Source organism: Pseudomonas sp. zfem005, assembly GCF_032621735.1.
In the GTDB taxonomy this organism is placed as follows: domain Bacteria; phylum Pseudomonadota; class Gammaproteobacteria; order Pseudomonadales; family Pseudomonadaceae; genus Metapseudomonas; species Metapseudomonas solani.
This window is the reverse complement of sequence record NZ_JAVYJE010000001.1, coordinates 200,502-215,534: the sequence shown is the minus strand read 5'-3', so window position 1 is coordinate 215,534 and position 15,033 is coordinate 200,502. Positions and strand designations below refer to the sequence as shown.

The 15,033-nt window shown below is 66.2% G+C and carries 11 protein-coding genes; 8 read left to right on the top strand and 3 right to left on the bottom strand.

All coding sequences use genetic code 11. The features are described 5' to 3' along the window. Positions 1-136 precede the first annotated feature (136 nt). The 4 genes from choX (at position 137) to RTW82_RS00980 (ending at position 3,649) form a co-directional block, all read left to right on the top strand. A complete protein-coding gene (choX, locus tag RTW82_RS00995; RefSeq protein WP_021218161.1) occupies positions 137-1,075 on the top strand; it encodes a choline ABC transporter substrate-binding protein in 939 nt (312 codons plus the stop codon). Between the two features lie 99 nt (positions 1,076-1,174). Then, positions 1,175-2,062, top strand: coding sequence for a 3-keto-5-aminohexanoate cleavage protein (locus RTW82_RS00990; protein ID WP_021218160.1), 888 nt, complete (start codon positions 1,175-1,177; stop codon positions 2,060-2,062). A gap of 65 nt (positions 2,063-2,127) precedes the next feature. Continuing rightward, the gene (locus tag RTW82_RS00985; protein ID WP_316924006.1) at positions 2,128-3,093 is read left to right on the top strand and encodes an L-carnitine dehydrogenase; all 966 of its coding nucleotides are present in this window, start codon (positions 2,128-2,130) and stop codon (positions 3,091-3,093) included. Positions 3,094-3,160: 67 nt separating this feature from the next. Then, complete coding sequence (locus RTW82_RS00980; RefSeq protein ID WP_316924005.1) at positions 3,161-3,649, top strand: thioesterase family protein; 489 nt, start codon at positions 3,161-3,163, stop codon at positions 3,647-3,649. 4 nt (positions 3,650-3,653) lie between these two features. Here the strand turns inward: RTW82_RS00980 and RTW82_RS00975 are convergent, their stop codons facing one another. After that, a complete protein-coding gene (locus RTW82_RS00975) occupies positions 3,654-4,280 on the bottom strand; it encodes a response regulator transcription factor (RefSeq protein ID WP_021218157.1) in 627 nt (208 codons plus the stop codon). Between the two features lie 468 nt (positions 4,281-4,748). On the opposite strand from RTW82_RS00975, the gene RTW82_RS00970 reads away from it, so the two are divergent. After that, the gene (locus RTW82_RS00970; protein WP_410478750.1) at positions 4,749-8,381 is read left to right on the top strand and encodes a transporter substrate-binding domain-containing protein; all 3,633 of its coding nucleotides are present in this window, start codon (positions 4,749-4,751) and stop codon (positions 8,379-8,381) included. Positions 8,382-8,399: 18 nt separating this feature from the next. On the opposite strand, the gene RTW82_RS00965 is transcribed toward RTW82_RS00970, so the two are convergent. Next, on the bottom strand, positions 8,400-9,578 hold the full coding sequence (locus RTW82_RS00965) for an EAL domain-containing response regulator (protein ID WP_316924003.1): 1,179 nt from the start codon (positions 9,576-9,578) through the stop codon (positions 8,400-8,402). A 165-nt stretch (positions 9,579-9,743) separates the two neighbouring features. Between RTW82_RS00965 and RTW82_RS00960 the strand changes: the two genes are divergently transcribed. The 3 genes from RTW82_RS00960 (at position 9,744) to RTW82_RS00950 (ending at position 14,164) form a co-directional block, all read left to right on the top strand. Beyond that, the gene (locus RTW82_RS00960; protein WP_021218154.1) at positions 9,744-10,379 is read left to right on the top strand and encodes a response regulator; all 636 of its coding nucleotides are present in this window, start codon (positions 9,744-9,746) and stop codon (positions 10,377-10,379) included. 330 nt (positions 10,380-10,709) lie between these two features. Beyond that, the gene (locus RTW82_RS00955) at positions 10,710-11,417 is read left to right on the top strand and encodes a molecular chaperone (protein WP_316924002.1); all 708 of its coding nucleotides are present in this window, start codon (positions 10,710-10,712) and stop codon (positions 11,415-11,417) included. Positions 11,418-11,590: 173 nt separating this feature from the next. After that, positions 11,591-14,164 carry a fimbria/pilus outer membrane usher protein gene (locus RTW82_RS00950; RefSeq protein ID WP_316924001.1) on the top strand — a complete coding sequence of 858 codons (2,574 nt, stop codon included), beginning with the start codon at positions 11,591-11,593 and terminating at the stop codon, positions 14,162-14,164. A gap of 349 nt (positions 14,165-14,513) precedes the next feature. Here the strand turns inward: RTW82_RS00950 and RTW82_RS00945 are convergent, their stop codons facing one another. Next, complete coding sequence (locus RTW82_RS00945; protein ID WP_265170320.1) at positions 14,514-14,822, bottom strand: hypothetical protein; 309 nt, start codon at positions 14,820-14,822, stop codon at positions 14,514-14,516. Positions 14,823-15,033 lie beyond the last annotated feature (211 nt).

Sequence of the window (15,033 nt, the reverse complement as noted above, 5' to 3'; positions counted from 1 at the left end):
TTGGCCGGTTTGGCGTTGCGTAATCTGGCTGCCACGGGTGCAACAGGGCCCGCGAACGGCGGGGCGCCAAGAGCCCCGGCACAACAACAGACGGGCCGCGTGGCCCGATAACCGTATGGCTGTAGGGGAGCATTCGATGAAAGGTCTCAACGCACTCGCGGGTTGCTGTCTTCTCACCCTGTTCAGTTCCACCCTGCTGGCGGCGGACGACGCCAGTTGCCAGAAGATCCGCATCGGCGCGGTCGGCTGGACCGACGTGGTCGCCACCACCGCCGTGGCCTCCGAGCTGCTGGCCGGCCTCGGCTACGAAACCACCCAGACCCAGGCGTCGCAGCAGATCATCTTCGCCGGCATCCAGAAGAAGCAGGTGGATGTGTTCCTCGGCTACTGGAAGCCGATCATGGACGACAACATCCAGCCCTTCCTCGACAGCGCCTCGGTGAAGGTGGCGCCCAAGCCGTCCCTGGAGGATGCCGTGGCCGTGCTCGCGGTGCCCACCTACACGGCGGAAGAGGGGCTGAAGACCTTCGCCGACATCGCCCGCTACAAGGACCAGCTGGACGGCAAGATCTACGGCATCGAATCCGGTTCCGGGGCCAACATGGCGATCAAGAAGATGATCGACGAGAACCAGTTCGGCCTCGGCGGCTTCAAGCTGGTGGAGTCCAGCGAGGCGGCCATGCTCACCGCCGTGTCGCGGGCGGTGAAGAACCACAAGCCGGTGGTGTTCTTCGGCTGGAAGCCGCACCCGATGAACATCCAGATGCCGATCACCTACCTCACCGGCAGCCATGACGTGTTCGGCCCCAACGACGGCGCCGCCACCGTCTCCACCGTCACCGCGCCGGACTTCGCCCAGCGCTGCCCCAACGCCGACCGCCTGCTCACCAACCTGCGCTTCACCAGCGAGCAGGAGAGCCGCCTGATGCAGCCGATCATGGAGCGCGAGGCGCCGGCCAAGGTCGCCCGCGAATGGATCAAGGCCAACCCCGACGTGGTCAAGGCCTGGCTCGCCGGGGTGACCACCTTCGACGGCAAGAACGGCGCCGAGACGGCCATCGCCTCGCTCAAGTAGCTCCTGCAGCTTCGCTGCCGTTACCAACGCTTCGCTTCCTCCCGTGCGCGGGTCGCCGCGCACGGCACCCGATCGCCTCCAAGAAAGGATGTTGCAACCGTGAACCATGAAGTCATCGTCACCTGTGCGGTAACCGGCGCCGGCGATACCGTCGGCAAGCACCCGGCCATCCCGGTCACGCCGAAGGAGATCGCCGCCGCCGCCATCGAAGCGGCCAAGGCCGGCGCCACGGTCGCACACTGCCACGTGCGCGACCCGCGCACCGGCAAGCCCAGCCGCGACGTGGCGCTCTACCGCGAGCTGGTGGAGCGCATCCGCGAAAGCGACACCGACGTGATCATCAACCTCACCGCCGGCATGGGCGGCGACCTGGAGATCGGCAAGGGCGAGCAGCCCCTGGAGTTCGGCGCCGGCACCGACCTGGTGGGCCCGCTGGAGCGGCTCAAGCATGTGGAAGAGCTGCTGCCGGAGATCTGCACCCTGGACTGCGGCACGCTCAACTTCGGCGATGGCGATTTCATCTACGTCTCCACCCCCGCGCAACTGCGCGCCGGCGCCAAGCGCATCACCGAGCTGGGGGTGAAGGCCGAGCTGGAAATCTTCGACACCGGGCACCTGTGGTTCGCCAAGCAGATGCTCAAGGAGGGGCTGCTGGACGACCCGCTGTTCCAGATCTGCCTGGGCATCCCCTGGGGCGCTCCGGCGGACACCACCACCATGAAGGCCATGGCCGACAACCTGCCGGCGGGCGCCACCTGGGCCGGCTTCGGCATCGGCCGTTCGCAGATGCCCATGGTCGCCCAGGCCATGCTGCTGGGCGGCAACGTGCGCGTCGGCCTGGAGGACAACATCTGGCTCGACCGTGGCGTGCACGCCAGCAACGGCCAACTGGTGGAGCGGGCGGTGGAGATCATCGAGCGCCTCGGTGGCCGCGCCCTGAGCCCGGCCGAGGGCCGCGAGAAGATGAACCTCAAGCGCCGCGGCTGACGTTTCTCCCCTAACCCGGGCATCAGCTCGGGTCCCCCATATCGAACACAGGACCAGGAGCCACCATGGCCTTCATCACCCACATCAAGACCTTCGCCGCCCTCGGCAGCGGCGTCATCGGCAGCGGCTGGGTCGCCCGCGCCCTGGCCCACGGCCTCGACGTCGTTGCCTGGGACCCGGCGCCCGGTGCCGAAGCCGCCCTGCGCACCCGCATCGCCAACGCCTGGCCGGCGCTGCAGAAGCAGGGCCTGGCGCCGGGCGCCTCCCAGGAGCGCCTGCGCTTCGTCGAGACGGTCGAGGAGTGCGTGCGCGATGCCGACTTCATCCAGGAAAGCGCGCCCGAGCGGCTCGACCTGAAGCTCGACCTGCATGCCCGCATCAGCGCGGCGGCGCGCCCGGAGGCGATCATCGGCTCCAGCACCTCGGGCCTGCTGCCCAGCGAGTTCTACGCCGACGCCGTGCACCCGGAGCGTTGCGTGGTGGGCCACCCGTTCAACCCGGTCTACCTGCTGCCGCTGGTGGAAGTGGTGGGCGGCGAGAAGACCGCGCCGGAGGCCGTGCAGGCGGCGATACAGATCTACACCGCGCTGGGCATGCGACCCCTGCATGTGCGCAAGGAAGTGCCCGGCTTCATCGCCGACCGCCTGCTGGAAGCGCTGTGGCGCGAAGCGTTGCACCTGGTCAACGACGGCGTTGCCAGCACCGGCGAGATCGACGATGCGATCCGCTTCGGCGCAGGGCTGCGCTGGTCCTTCATGGGCACCTTCCTCACTTACACCCTGGCGGGTGGCAATGCCGGCATGCGCCACTTCATGGCGCAGTTCGGCCCGGCACTGCAACTGCCCTGGACCTACCTGCCTGCCCCGGAGCTGACCGAAGCGCTGATCGACAGCGTGGTGGAAGGCACCAGCGAGCAGCAGGGCTCGCGCAGCATCGCCGAGCTGGAGCGCTATCGTGATGACTGCCTGCTGGCGGTGCTCGACGCGGTGAAGGCGACCAAGGAGAAGCACGGCTTCGCCTTCGCCGACTGACGCCCCACGGACTTCCCGCTACTTCGAACCGGCCCTCTCCCAGGGAGGGCCATCGCCAGGAATCGCCATGAGCCAAGCCCTCACCACCTACCGCACCGCCATTCCCGCCGAATGGGTGGACTACAACGACCACCTGCGCGACGCGTTCTACCTGCTGATCTTCAGCTACGCCACCGATGCGCTGATGGAGCACATCGGCCTGGACGAGGTGGGGCGTGCGAGCAGCGGTCACACCCTCTACACGCTGGAGTGCCACCTCAACTTTCTCGCCGAGGTGAAGCTCGGCGCCGGTGTGGAGGTGCGCACCCAGGTGCTCGCCCACGACGCCAAGCGCCTGCACATCTACCACGGGCTGTACCCCGAGGGTGGTGATGCGTTGCTGGCGGCCAGTGAGCAGATGCTGATGAACGTGGACAGTGCGAGTGCGCGCTCGACGCCGTTCGCCAGCACGGTCGCCGAGAGGGTCGGCGGGCTGGCGGCGGCGCATCGGCAGTTGCCGCCACCCGTGCATGTGGCACGGGTGATCGGCCTGCCGCCCGCGCGAGCGGCGGGTTGAGCGGTCAGGGAGTGGGCAGGGCGTAGCGGCGGGCGAAGTCGATCAGGTCGACCAGGTTGCGGGTCTTGAGTTTGTCCATCAGGCGCGACTTGTAGGTGCTCACCGTCTTGTGGCTGATGAACAGCTGCTCGGCGATTTCCTTGTTGTTCTTGCCATTGGCCAGGTTCTGCAGCACCGCCAGTTCACGGTCGGAGAGGCTGTCCAGCAACTGGGTGTCTTCGCCGGCCTGGGACGGCACCGGCAGGTGCACGGTGCTGGGGAACAGGCTGTAGCCGGAGAGCACCGACTTGGTCGCGGCGATCAGGCTGACCGCCTGCTCCTGCTTGGACAGGTAGCCCGTGGCGCCGGCCTGCAGGCAGCGGTTGGCGTAGAGCGCGGCGGGCAGCGAAGTCAGTACCAGCAGCTTGAGGTTGACGTCCATGGCGGCGAGGCGGGTCAGCACTTCCATGCCGTCGAGCTTGGGGATGGCGATGTCGAGGATGACCAGGTCCGGCTTGAGCGAGCGGGCCAGGCTCAGCCCTTCCACACCGTTCTCGGTCTCGCCGACCATGTCGTAGCCCTCGCGCTCCAGCAGCACGCGGGTGGCGAAGCGGATCATCGGTTGGTTGTCGATAAGCAGAATCTTACTCATCTATTCAGTACTCCTTAGCGAGTTTCCCAATGGTCTACGGCGCGCACGCAAAGCCGTTCGATTAAAGGGCAAGTTTTCGTGGTGAGTGTTTGCGCAATTGCCGGTGGGCGCAGCGCAAACAAGTTACCCAAGGCGGATCAATAACCGCTGTAGGTCGATCCGACGCTATGGGATATTTCTTCGGAAGTTATGTTGAAGTCTTTCAGACAATTCCTAATATTCCTGACGTGATCCCAGTGGGTCACGCCAGCGGCCACGGGTCTTTTGGCCGTGGCGCCTGGGGAGTTGGCTGAATACGTGAGGCGGGAAGTATATTCGCGGTGAAGGCCGGGTCTGGGTGTTTGGGAAGTTTCCTACAGCCTATGTAGGCAGTTTTAAATGCACTCAGACGATTAACGACCTGCCGCTCTTCAACTAATGTTCCTTTCATCCAACGCCTAGAAACAGGTCGGCCCGGTGTTCCGTCATATTTCACTCCGCGTACTTGTGCAGTACTTCTGCCTGAGCCTCTGGCTGTTGCCGCTCGCCCTGTCGGCACGGGCCGCTTCCCAGGAAACCATCCCCCTGCGCCTGGCCAGCCAGCTGCGGGTGGACCAGCAGGAACTCACCCTTGGCGAAAGCGATTGGCACTGGCTGCGGCAGAAGCGCGAGCTGGTGCTGGGGGTGGCGGGTGACATCGAGGCGCCCTTGGCGATGTTGCAGCGCGATGGCAGTTTCGAGGGCATGACGGCGGATGTGGTGGCGCTGGTCGGCCAGATGCTCGGCATGCGCGTTGTCCTGCGCAGGCTGCCCGACCAGGCCGCCGTGGCCCGGGCGCTGGAGGAGGGCGAGATCGACATGGCCAGCGCATCCAGTCACGGCCTGCATGGGGCTGCCGTGGCACGCAGCCAGCCGTTCGCCATCGAGCACGCCGCGCTGTTCCGCCGTCAGGAGGATGGCCGCGAATTCCCGGCCGACATGGCCGGGCTGACCATCGCCACCACCACCGAATACCTCACCGACCCCGCGTTGCGCCAGGGCTTCCCCGGCGCGCACCTGGTGGCGGCGGGCTCGGTGGATGAGGCACTGGCCGCCGTGGCCTTCGGCAAGGCCGATCTGTACCTGGGTGACGTGCTGACCACCTACTACCGGATCAACCGGGGTTTCTATGGTCTGGTGCGCTTCGAGCGCTTCGCCGAGCTCCAGGCCGATGGCGTGGCCTTCATCGTTCGCCCTGGGGACCCGCAATTGCTTCGCGGCTTGGATGCGGCCCTGCGCGCTCTGGGCCGCTCGCGCCTGGAGGGCATCGCCAAGCGCTGGGTAGGCAGCGGCGTGATGCCGGCGCTGGAGCCGTTGCCGCTGACGGCGGAGGAGCGGCGCTGGGTGGAGCGCCATCCGCGCGTGCGCCTGGTGATCGACGACGACATGGCGCCGATGGCGTTTTTCGATGCCCAGGGCCAGTTCCGCGGCATCGCCGCCGACCTGCTGGAGATGGTGTCCCTGCGCACCGGCCTGCAGTTCGAGGCGGTCAGTCGCCGGGGCAGCCTTGCCGACCAGATGGAGAGCTTGCGCCAGGGGCGTTTCGATCTGGCCATCCTCACCCAGGGACGCGAACGTGAAAGCGCGCTGCGCTTCACCCGGCCGGTGGTCACCAATCCCTTCGTACTGGTGACGAGAAGGGCGCAAGACGGCCTTGCCGAGCCGCTCGACGGCCTCGATGGCAAGCGCCTGGCCATCGCCGCTGGGCATGTGGCGACCGAGGAGGCCCGGGGCATCTACCCAGGCGCGGAGCTGCTGGCGGCGGCCTCGTCGCTGGATGCCATGAACCTGGTCTACAGCGGCGACGCCGATGCGGCGCTGGTGTCGTTGCCCACTGCTCGCTACTACGTGGTGCGGCTGTTCCGCAATCGGCTGGCGGTGTCGTCCCTGGTGCCCATCGACCCGGCCACCGCGAACTTTGCGATGCGCCGCGGCGATGTCGAGTTGCAGTCGATCCTCGACAAGGCGCTCGGCAGCCTGGCGCCGGATGAGCTGAATGCCGCCGCCAATCGTTGGCGCGGCAGCCCGGCCATGAGCGCGCAGACCTGGCGCGACTACAACCAACTGATCCTGCAGATCGTCATCGGTGCCCTGGTGCTGTTGGGGCTTGTGCTCGCCTGGGGACTGCGCCTGCGTCGTGAGGTGCGCAAGCGGCGGGCAGCGGAGCGGCAGCTCAACGACGAGTTGCGCTTCATCGAAACCCTGATCGACAGCATGCCGCCCCCTGTCTATGTGCGTGACACGGCTGGCCGGATGCTGTCCTGCAACCGCAGCTACCTGCAGACCCTTGGCCTGGAGCGGGAGCAGGTGCTGGGCTGCACGGTGGCGGAGCTGCCACTGACCTTCGAGGCCGCGCCGCTCTTCCACGAGAGCTACCTCCAGGCTATGGAGGGCGGGGGTCTGATCCAGGGCACGCACGAACTGGAGCTGGGTGGTCGGCGGCTGTGGATCGAGCATTGGATCCAGCCCTTCCAGGACTCCACCGGCGCGATAAAGGGTGTGATTGGCGGCTGGCTGGACATTACCGAGCACCATCACCTGGTCCGCGAGCTGGAGGCTGCGAAGCGCCAGGCCGACGACGCCAGCCGCGCCAAGACGGCATTCCTCGCCACCATGAGCCACGAGATCCGCACGCCGATGAACGCGGTGATCGGCATCCTCGAGCTGGCCCTTAAACGCGCCGAGAGCGGGCCCATCGACCCGGCCGGCATCCAGGTCGCCTACGGCTCCGCCAGGAGCCTGCTGACGCTGATCGGCGACATCCTCGATATCGCGCGCATCGAGTCGGGGCGGCTCAGCCTTGCGCCCGGGCGCGCCAACCTGCGCGAACTGGTCGAGTCGGTGGCTCGGGTTTTCGATGGCCTGGCGCGCCAGAAGCGCCTGGAGCTGGCGCTGGAGATCGACGGCAGCATCCAGGGTGATGTGCTGGTGGATGGGCAGCGTTTCAAGCAGATCCTGTCCAACCTCGTGAGCAACGCCATCAAGTTCACCACTCATGGGCGGGTCAGCGTTCGCGTTGACGGAGATACCTCGGAGGCGGGGATGCTCAGGGTCAGCCTGAGCATCGAGGACAGCGGCATCGGCATCTCGCCAGCGGACCAGGCGCGCCTGTTCCGGCCCTTCTCCCGCATCGAGCGGGCAGGCCAGCCGGTGGACGGTACCGGGCTGGGCCTGGTCATCTGCCGCTCGCTCTGCGAAATGATGGGCGGGCGTCTGAGCCTCGACAGCGTCCCGGGGCGCGGTACTCGGGTGGATGTGAGCTTGCGCCTGCACCGCCTGGACCCCGTACCGCCCATGGAGGCGGCGCCGGTCGCTTCAGTGGTGGCCTCACGGCGGTTGCGCGTACTGGTGGTGGACGATCACCCGGTGAACCGGCAGATCCTGCAGCAGCAATTGGTCTTCCTCGGCCATGAGGTGGAGGAAGCGGGCGATGGCGAAGAAGCCTTGCAGCGCTGGCGCGAAGGGCACTTCGATACCGTGGCCACCGACTGCCACATGCCGCGCATGAGCGGTGCCGAGCTGGCGGCTGCCATACGCCTGGAGGAACGCGAGCGGGGCCTGGCGGCGGTGTGCATCATCGGGCTGACCGCCGACGCCCAGCCCGAGGAGATCGAGCGGGGCCTGGCCGCCGGCATGGATGAATGCCTGATCAAACCCATCGGCCTGGATGCCCTGCAGCGGGCGCTTGGGGTCCATGCCCGGGAGCGCCAGCAGGGCGCGGAACCATTGGATGAGGGGGCGTTGTTCGACTTGGCCCCCCTGCAGCCACTCACCGGGGGCGATGAAGCGCTGGTGAGAAACCTGGTGGGTGAGTTGCTGGCGACCAACCGCAAGGATCTCGTGGCCCTGGCCCCGTTGCTGGAGGCGGGCGATGCCGAGGGGCTTGCCGAGCTGGCTCACCGGCTGATCGGCGCGGCGCGGGTCGTCAAGGCGGCGGGGGTGATAGCGGCCTGCCGGCAATTGATGGCGGCCACTGCCGATGCGCCGCCCGATGGGGCTCGGCTGCGGCAGGCGGGCGATGCGCTTGCGCGGGCGCTGACAGAGCTGGAGAGCGGACTGCGCGAGCACCTGCAGGAGGCTTGAGCTGCGCTGCAGCGCGGTTCATCGTTGCGCGATATGGCGCTTCAAGGCGGCGCCGTCCATGGGGCGGGCGAAGAGAAACCCTTGCGCCAGGGAGCAGCCCAGCTCCAGCAGGCGCGTCTTCTGCTCCTTGCTTTCTACCCCTTCCACCACCAGGGAAATGTCCATCGTGCTAGCCAGGGCTACAGCGCTTCTGACCACCGCGGCGCAACGTGGGTGGCTCTGCAGCTTGCGCACGAATGAAGAGTCGAGCTTGATCTGGCTGAAGGGCAGTTCGCACAAGCGGTCGAGCGAGGAGTAGCCAGCGCCGAAGTCATCCATGGCCAGGCCGCAGCCCATCAGGCGCAACCTGACGAGGTTTTCAAGGCTGGCAGCGGGTGCCCGCAGCAGGCCCGTTTCGGTCACTTCAAAGTTCAACCCATCGGCGGGCAGGCGACTTTCCTGCAGGCGGCGGGCGATACGTTCGACCATTTTCTGGTCGCTCAACTGGCTGGGCTGGATGTTGAACGCCAACTCGATGCGCTGCCCCACGATGGCCAGGTCACGCTGTAGTGTCAGGCCCTGCTCGAAGAGCTGCCAGAACAGGCGGTCGATGAGGCCATTGCTTTCGACCTGGGCCAGGAAGTGCGCCGGGCTGAGGACGCCGTATTGCGGGTGGCGCCAGCGGGCGAGCAGCTCCGCACCTTGCAGTGCACCACTGCGCATATCGAACTTTGGCTGGAACCAGGCTTCGAACTCGCCGCGCTCGAAGCCGTCGAGCAAGTCGCTCAGGGAGGGGATCTCAACCACCTCCGGTTTACCGGGTGGCAGTTCTACGGCGGGATCGAAGGCGCGCAGCAACTGGTTGGCGCGACCGATATCGAAGGGCTTGCCAAGGTCGCCGAGGAACTCCAGACCCAGACAGCGGATCATCGAGATGGTGGCCTGGCGCAGCACCGGCTCCACCGCGCTGCTCAGTACTACAGCGCGTGCCAGGCCCCGTTGGCTGGCGTGGCGCAGGAAGGCCAGGCCGTCCATGCCGGCCATGCGCAGGTCGCAAAGCACGATATCGACGCCACCGCGTTCCTGAAGCATGGCCAGTGCTTCGGTGCCGTCCCCGGCGCCGCAGATGTCCTTCAGGCCGAGCTTTTTCAAGGCGGCCATGGCCAACAGACGCTGGAAGGGTTCGTCTTCCAGAACCAGAATGCTTATGTTCTTCATCGGTTTTACTCGGCAGAATCGCGTGGCCGATTACGTTACTTAGGGGGGCGGTCGCCGAGCTAGGCGAACCTTCCCCTTGGCTTGTAGGAAAGTTCATCAACGCCAGCGCGTAGCCCCACCTGCCGTGCCTTGGCGTTGTGCCCGTGTCCCTCGGAAGATATCGACATGAGAAGTGCCCTGATAGTCGACGATCATCCCGTCATCCGCCTCGCCGTGCGCATGCTGCTGGAACGCAATGGCATCCAGGTGCTTGCGGAGACGGACAACGGTGTCGATGCGCTGCAACTGATTCGCCAGCACGAGCCCGACATCGTCATCCTCGATATCGGCATTCCGCGCCTGGACGGGCTCAAGGTGATCGCCCGCATCCGCGCCCTGGAGCTCGACAGCCATGTGCTGGTGCTCACGTCGCAACCCGCCGAGAGCTTCTGCCAGCGCTGCATGCAGGCGGGCGCCAAGGGATTCGTCAGCAAGGAAGAGGACCTGCAGAACCTCGTCATCGCGATCAACTCGATCAGCGCGGGGTTTTCCTTCTACCCAGCCGATGCGTTGCAGGCGGGCCAGACCGCCCTGACCAGCGAGGCCGAGCTGGTCGCACGTCTGTCCAACCAAGAGCTGATGGTGCTGCAGTACCTGGCGTCGGGTCTCTCCAACAAGCAGATCGGCGACCTGATGCTGCTCAGCAACAAGACCGTCAGTACCTACAAGAGTCGCATCCAGCAGAAGCTCAACCTCGGCTCGTTGCTGGAGCTGATCGAATTCGCCCGGCGTAACGACCTGGCCAACAGCACCGCTTCCTAGCCGGGGTCCTTCCCTGGTGAAGGGCTTCCCCTGCGTACTCCCGCGCTCTGACTTTGCGCGTCCGCTGATTCGACCCCTGCCTCATTTTTGCAGTTGACGGCTTTTTCCTGGCTTTTTAAGGACTTTTCCTACGGTTTTCCCTGGTGCTCGAAGCCGGATGGCGGGTGTGTCGCTCGATATCATCCTCCCCCGGGAAAAGGCACGCCGCCACTGCGGCCTTCGTTCCCGCCTTCCCCGCCACGAATCAGGACCAATCGCCACCCGCCCGGCCCGCCCCGGGCGGCGGCCATTCAGGAAAAACCGATGCATCCCACTGCAAGGATCACCCGATTGATCGCCGCACTCTTCATCGCCATCTTCCTGCCGAGCGTGCAGGCCGGCATGGTGGTGAACGGCACCCGTTTCATCTATCCCGCCAAGCAGCAGGAAATCAGCGTACGGGTGAGCAACGACGGTACGGAGCCTTCCCTGGTGCAGGCCTGGATCGATCGCGGCGACCCGTCGAGCAAGCCGGACCAGGCCGATGCGCCTTTTCTGCTCACGCCGCCGATCTTCCGCCTCGATCCGGGCAAGGGGCAGAGCCTGCGCCTGGCGTTCACGGGCGAGGCACTGCCCACTGACCGCGAGACGGTGTTCTGGCTCAACCTCCTGGATGTCCCGCCACAACCCACGGCGGACAGCGGCAACTCCATGCAGTTCGCCATCCGCACCCGCCTGAAACTCTTCTATCGGCCGTCCGGCTTGCCGGGTAGCGCGTCCGGAGCGGCCCAGCAGATCAGCTGGCGGCTGGTGCAGAACGGCGCGGAAAGCGTGCTGCGAGCGAGCAACCCCAGCGCCTTCCATGTGTCGTTCAGCGACGTCTCGCTGAATGTCGGCGGGCGGGCGCACGAGGCCGGCGATGGGATGGTGCCGCCGCTCGGAAGCCGCGACTTCCCCCTGCCGGGTGCGGTGCAGCGGGGATCGGCCGCCACGGTGGTGACGAAGTGGATCAACGACTACGGCTCATCCATTGGGCACGAGGCGAGGCTGGAGCCGTGAGCCGGCGGCTCGTGCGCGCAAGGCGCTGATGCCGCTCGATCGTTCGCGCGCCATTCATCGATGCGCCAGGTACGACTATGAAAGCTCTTTCAGACAGGTATCCGGGATCGGCTACGCGCGGCACCCGCAGGGTGCGTCTCGCGCGCAGTAGTGGACGGCTCAAGGTCACGGCCGTGGTCCTTGCCGCCTCCCTGGCGCTCAGCGACTGGAGCCAGGTGGACGCGGACGAAGGCGTTTCCCCGGCCCGTTATGCCGTCTTCAACCCGGCGTTCTTCGGTAGCGGTGCGGAAGAGGCCGTCGACCTGTCACGCTTCGCCAACGCAAACGTCCTGCCTCCCGGCACCTATCTCCTGGATATCTACGTCAACCAGGCCTGGAAGGGGCGGCACGAGTTGCGGGTGCTCAGCGAGGGCGAGGGCGCTGCGGTCATCCAGCGCTACTGCTTCAAGCCCGAGCACGTCGGCACCTTCGGCATCGAGCTGGCGAACCTGCCGGACCCCCAGGCCGCACGGCAGTCGATTATGGACAACGAGGCTTGTGTCGAACTGGATCGCCTGGTGCCGCAGGCGCAGGTCGAGGTTGATCTGTCCGAGCTGCGCGCCCAGCTGAGCATCCCGCAGGCGTACCTGGGGCGACAGGCACGCGGGCACGTGGACCCCCGTGACTGGGATGCCGGCGTCACGGCCGGATTCATCGGCTACAACGCCAGCGGCTACCGCAGCCACAGCGGTGGCGTCGGTTCGAACCAGCTGTCCCTGGGGCTCAACAACGGTCTCAACATCGGTGAGTGGCGCCTGCGCTCCAACGGCTATTACAACCGCTCCAGCCAGGATGGCGGCCCTACCCGCAGCCACTACAGCAACGCCAGCACCTATGCCCAGCGCGACCTCACCGGCCTGCGCTCGCAACTCACGGTCGGTGACTACTACACGCCCGGCGAGCTGTTCGAGAGCGTGCCTTTCAGAGGTGTGCAGATCAGTTCCGACGACCGCATGCTCCCCGACTCCCAGCGCGGTTTCGCCCCCGTGATCCGGGGCGTTGCGGAAACCAACGCCAAGGTCACCGTGCGCCAGGGGCAATCGGTGCTTTACGAGGCGACGGTGGCCCCCGGGCCCTTCAGCATCGACGACCTCTACGACTCGGGTTACTCCGGTGACATCGAGGTGACGGTGACCGAGGCCGACGGCCGCCAGCGTTCCTTCGTCGTGCCCTATGCCTCGGTGGCGCAGTTGCTGCGCCCCGGTGTATCCCGTTTCAGCGTGACTGCCGGCGAGTACCGGGACCGCAGCCTGGACGCATCGCCGAAGTTCGTCATGGGTACCTACCAGCGCGGAGTGACCAACGCCTTCACCGGCTACCTGGGCAGCATCGTGGCCGAGAAGTACATGGCCGCCCAGGGTGGTGTCGCGATCAGTACCGGGCTGGGGGCCGTCGCGTTCGATGTCACCCGCTCGCATGTCGCCGAGCGTCCCGTCGCCGACTCCGCCCCCAGGAGCGGCCAGAGCTACCGGGTCACCTACAGCAAGCTGCTGGACAGCACCCAGACCAACTTCACCCTGGCTGCCTACCGCTTCTCCAGCGAGGGATATCTCGAGTTCGGCGACTACGCGCAGTCCGTCGGCAACCCCGACAGCCGCCTCTACCGCCAGCGCAGCCGATTGCAGGCCAACATCAGTCAGCCCCTGGGGTCGAACATCAGTCAGCCCCTGGGGTCGAACTTCGGCAGCCTTTACCTGAGCGGTTCGGCACAGAACTACTGGAACGCCGGACAGCGTAGCGACATGACCTTCCAGGCCGGCTACTCCAACGGCTTCAGCTGGGGAACCATGAGCACCTCGGCCGGCAGGACGCGCATGGGCTCGGGATACGAGAACCAGTACCTGCTGTCCTTCAGCGTGCCCCTGAGGCGCGATGTGCGCTCGCCCTTCCTCAGTAGCTCGGTCAGCCAGTCCGGGAAGCGCAGCAACACCCAGGCCAGCCTCAGCGGCGTCGCGGGCGAGCGCTCGCAGATGAACTACAGCCTCTACGGCTCGCGCAGCAGCGACCAGGGCGACCGGTCGAGCAACGCCGGCGGCAGCGTCCACTACTTCGCACCGGCGGCGTCGCTCAACGCCAGCTACAGCGAAGGCACCGGTTACCGCCAGCAGAGCGTCGGCATTGGTGGCAGCCTGGTGGCCCACCCGGGTGGGATCAACTTCACCCAGAGCCAGAGCGAAACCTTTGCCGTCGTCGAGGCCAAGGGGGCGGAAGGGGCCTATGTCAGCAACGACATGAACGCCCGTGTCGGCAGCAACGGTTACGCGGTGGTCGGCGGCCTCGCCCCCTATCGCCACAACCAGGTGGCGATCGACCCGATCGGTACCCTGCGCAACGTCGAGTTGCAGATCACCGAGCAGGCGGTGGCCCCGCGCCATGGTGCCGTGGTGATGCTCAGCTACCCGACCATCACCGGCGTGCCGGTGTTGCTGCGCATCCTTCGCGAGGACGGCCAGATCGCGCCGCTGGGCTCCGACGTCATCGATGCCCAGGGCGTTTCCCTGGCCATGGTGGGGCAGGGGGGGCGGGCATTCCTGCGCGGGCTGCCTCGTGAGGGTGTGCTGATCGTCCGTTGGGGCGAAGGGCCGGAGAAGGCCTGTCGAGTCGACTACCAACTGCCGGAACAGGATCCGGACGACCCCAGCTACCAGCAGGTCGAGGTGCGCTGCGTCGCGCTCGGCGGGCGGACGGAGATCGCGTTTGCCGAATGATTCCGCCGGCCGTGCGGCTCGCCATGCATGTACGCGGGCGCTCGGACCGGTGCTGATGCGTCCGTGGTCGGCACGCGATCCAGGGTTCCGAGTCGGCGGACTCGCCGCTCGATCGCAGGCTCGCCAGCCTTCATCGCGCCTCCTGGACCATCCACCGCACGGTCTTGACCGATGTGCAAGCAGGCTTACTCCAGCAGGTCGATGGCCGCGGACTCCGGCTGTCGCGCCAGCAACTTGCTGATCGATCAAGCGAATCCTTCCCGCCTTGCCGCCATGCACGACCCCGTGCGATGGCGGCTCGCAGTGCCGCGTACCGGATCGGCGTTCGCGGTGTGCTCGGCATACGACCTCAGTTGTAGATCACCGTGATGATCCCGGCGTCGCCCGTGCGGGAGGCGATGCTGGTCATGCTCACCGAGCTGGTTTCACCCAGGCCTGCGCAATGGCCGCGCCCGCTGGGCTCTGATCGGCCGATGGGGCTGAGGCCGCTGCGGCGTCCTACATGTTCGAGCCAGGTGCTTGTAGGGGTATCGCAAAGGTCCTTGCAGATGCTTCCCACGAAAGTGATCTGTCCTAGGGCCGGTGACGCGTTTTCCGCGTGGGCCAGGCCGGCGACGCAGATGAGGGCGAGGAGGGGAATATTCAGTAGTCGTTTCATCTCAGCACTCCTTACAGGCTGAACTGAGTAAAAATCAGATGGCTCCTACGATCCACACTTTGGCGATCCGGATTTTTTGTAGGCCCTAACTGTAGGAACCTGATGGTTTCGCATTATCCCGGTCCTTTGGCGCCAGGCTGTGAACCCGGTCCGGTCCGGTTCGGTGGTAAGTCGGACTAATCCGACCTACAAACTTCCTCGTGACACGTGG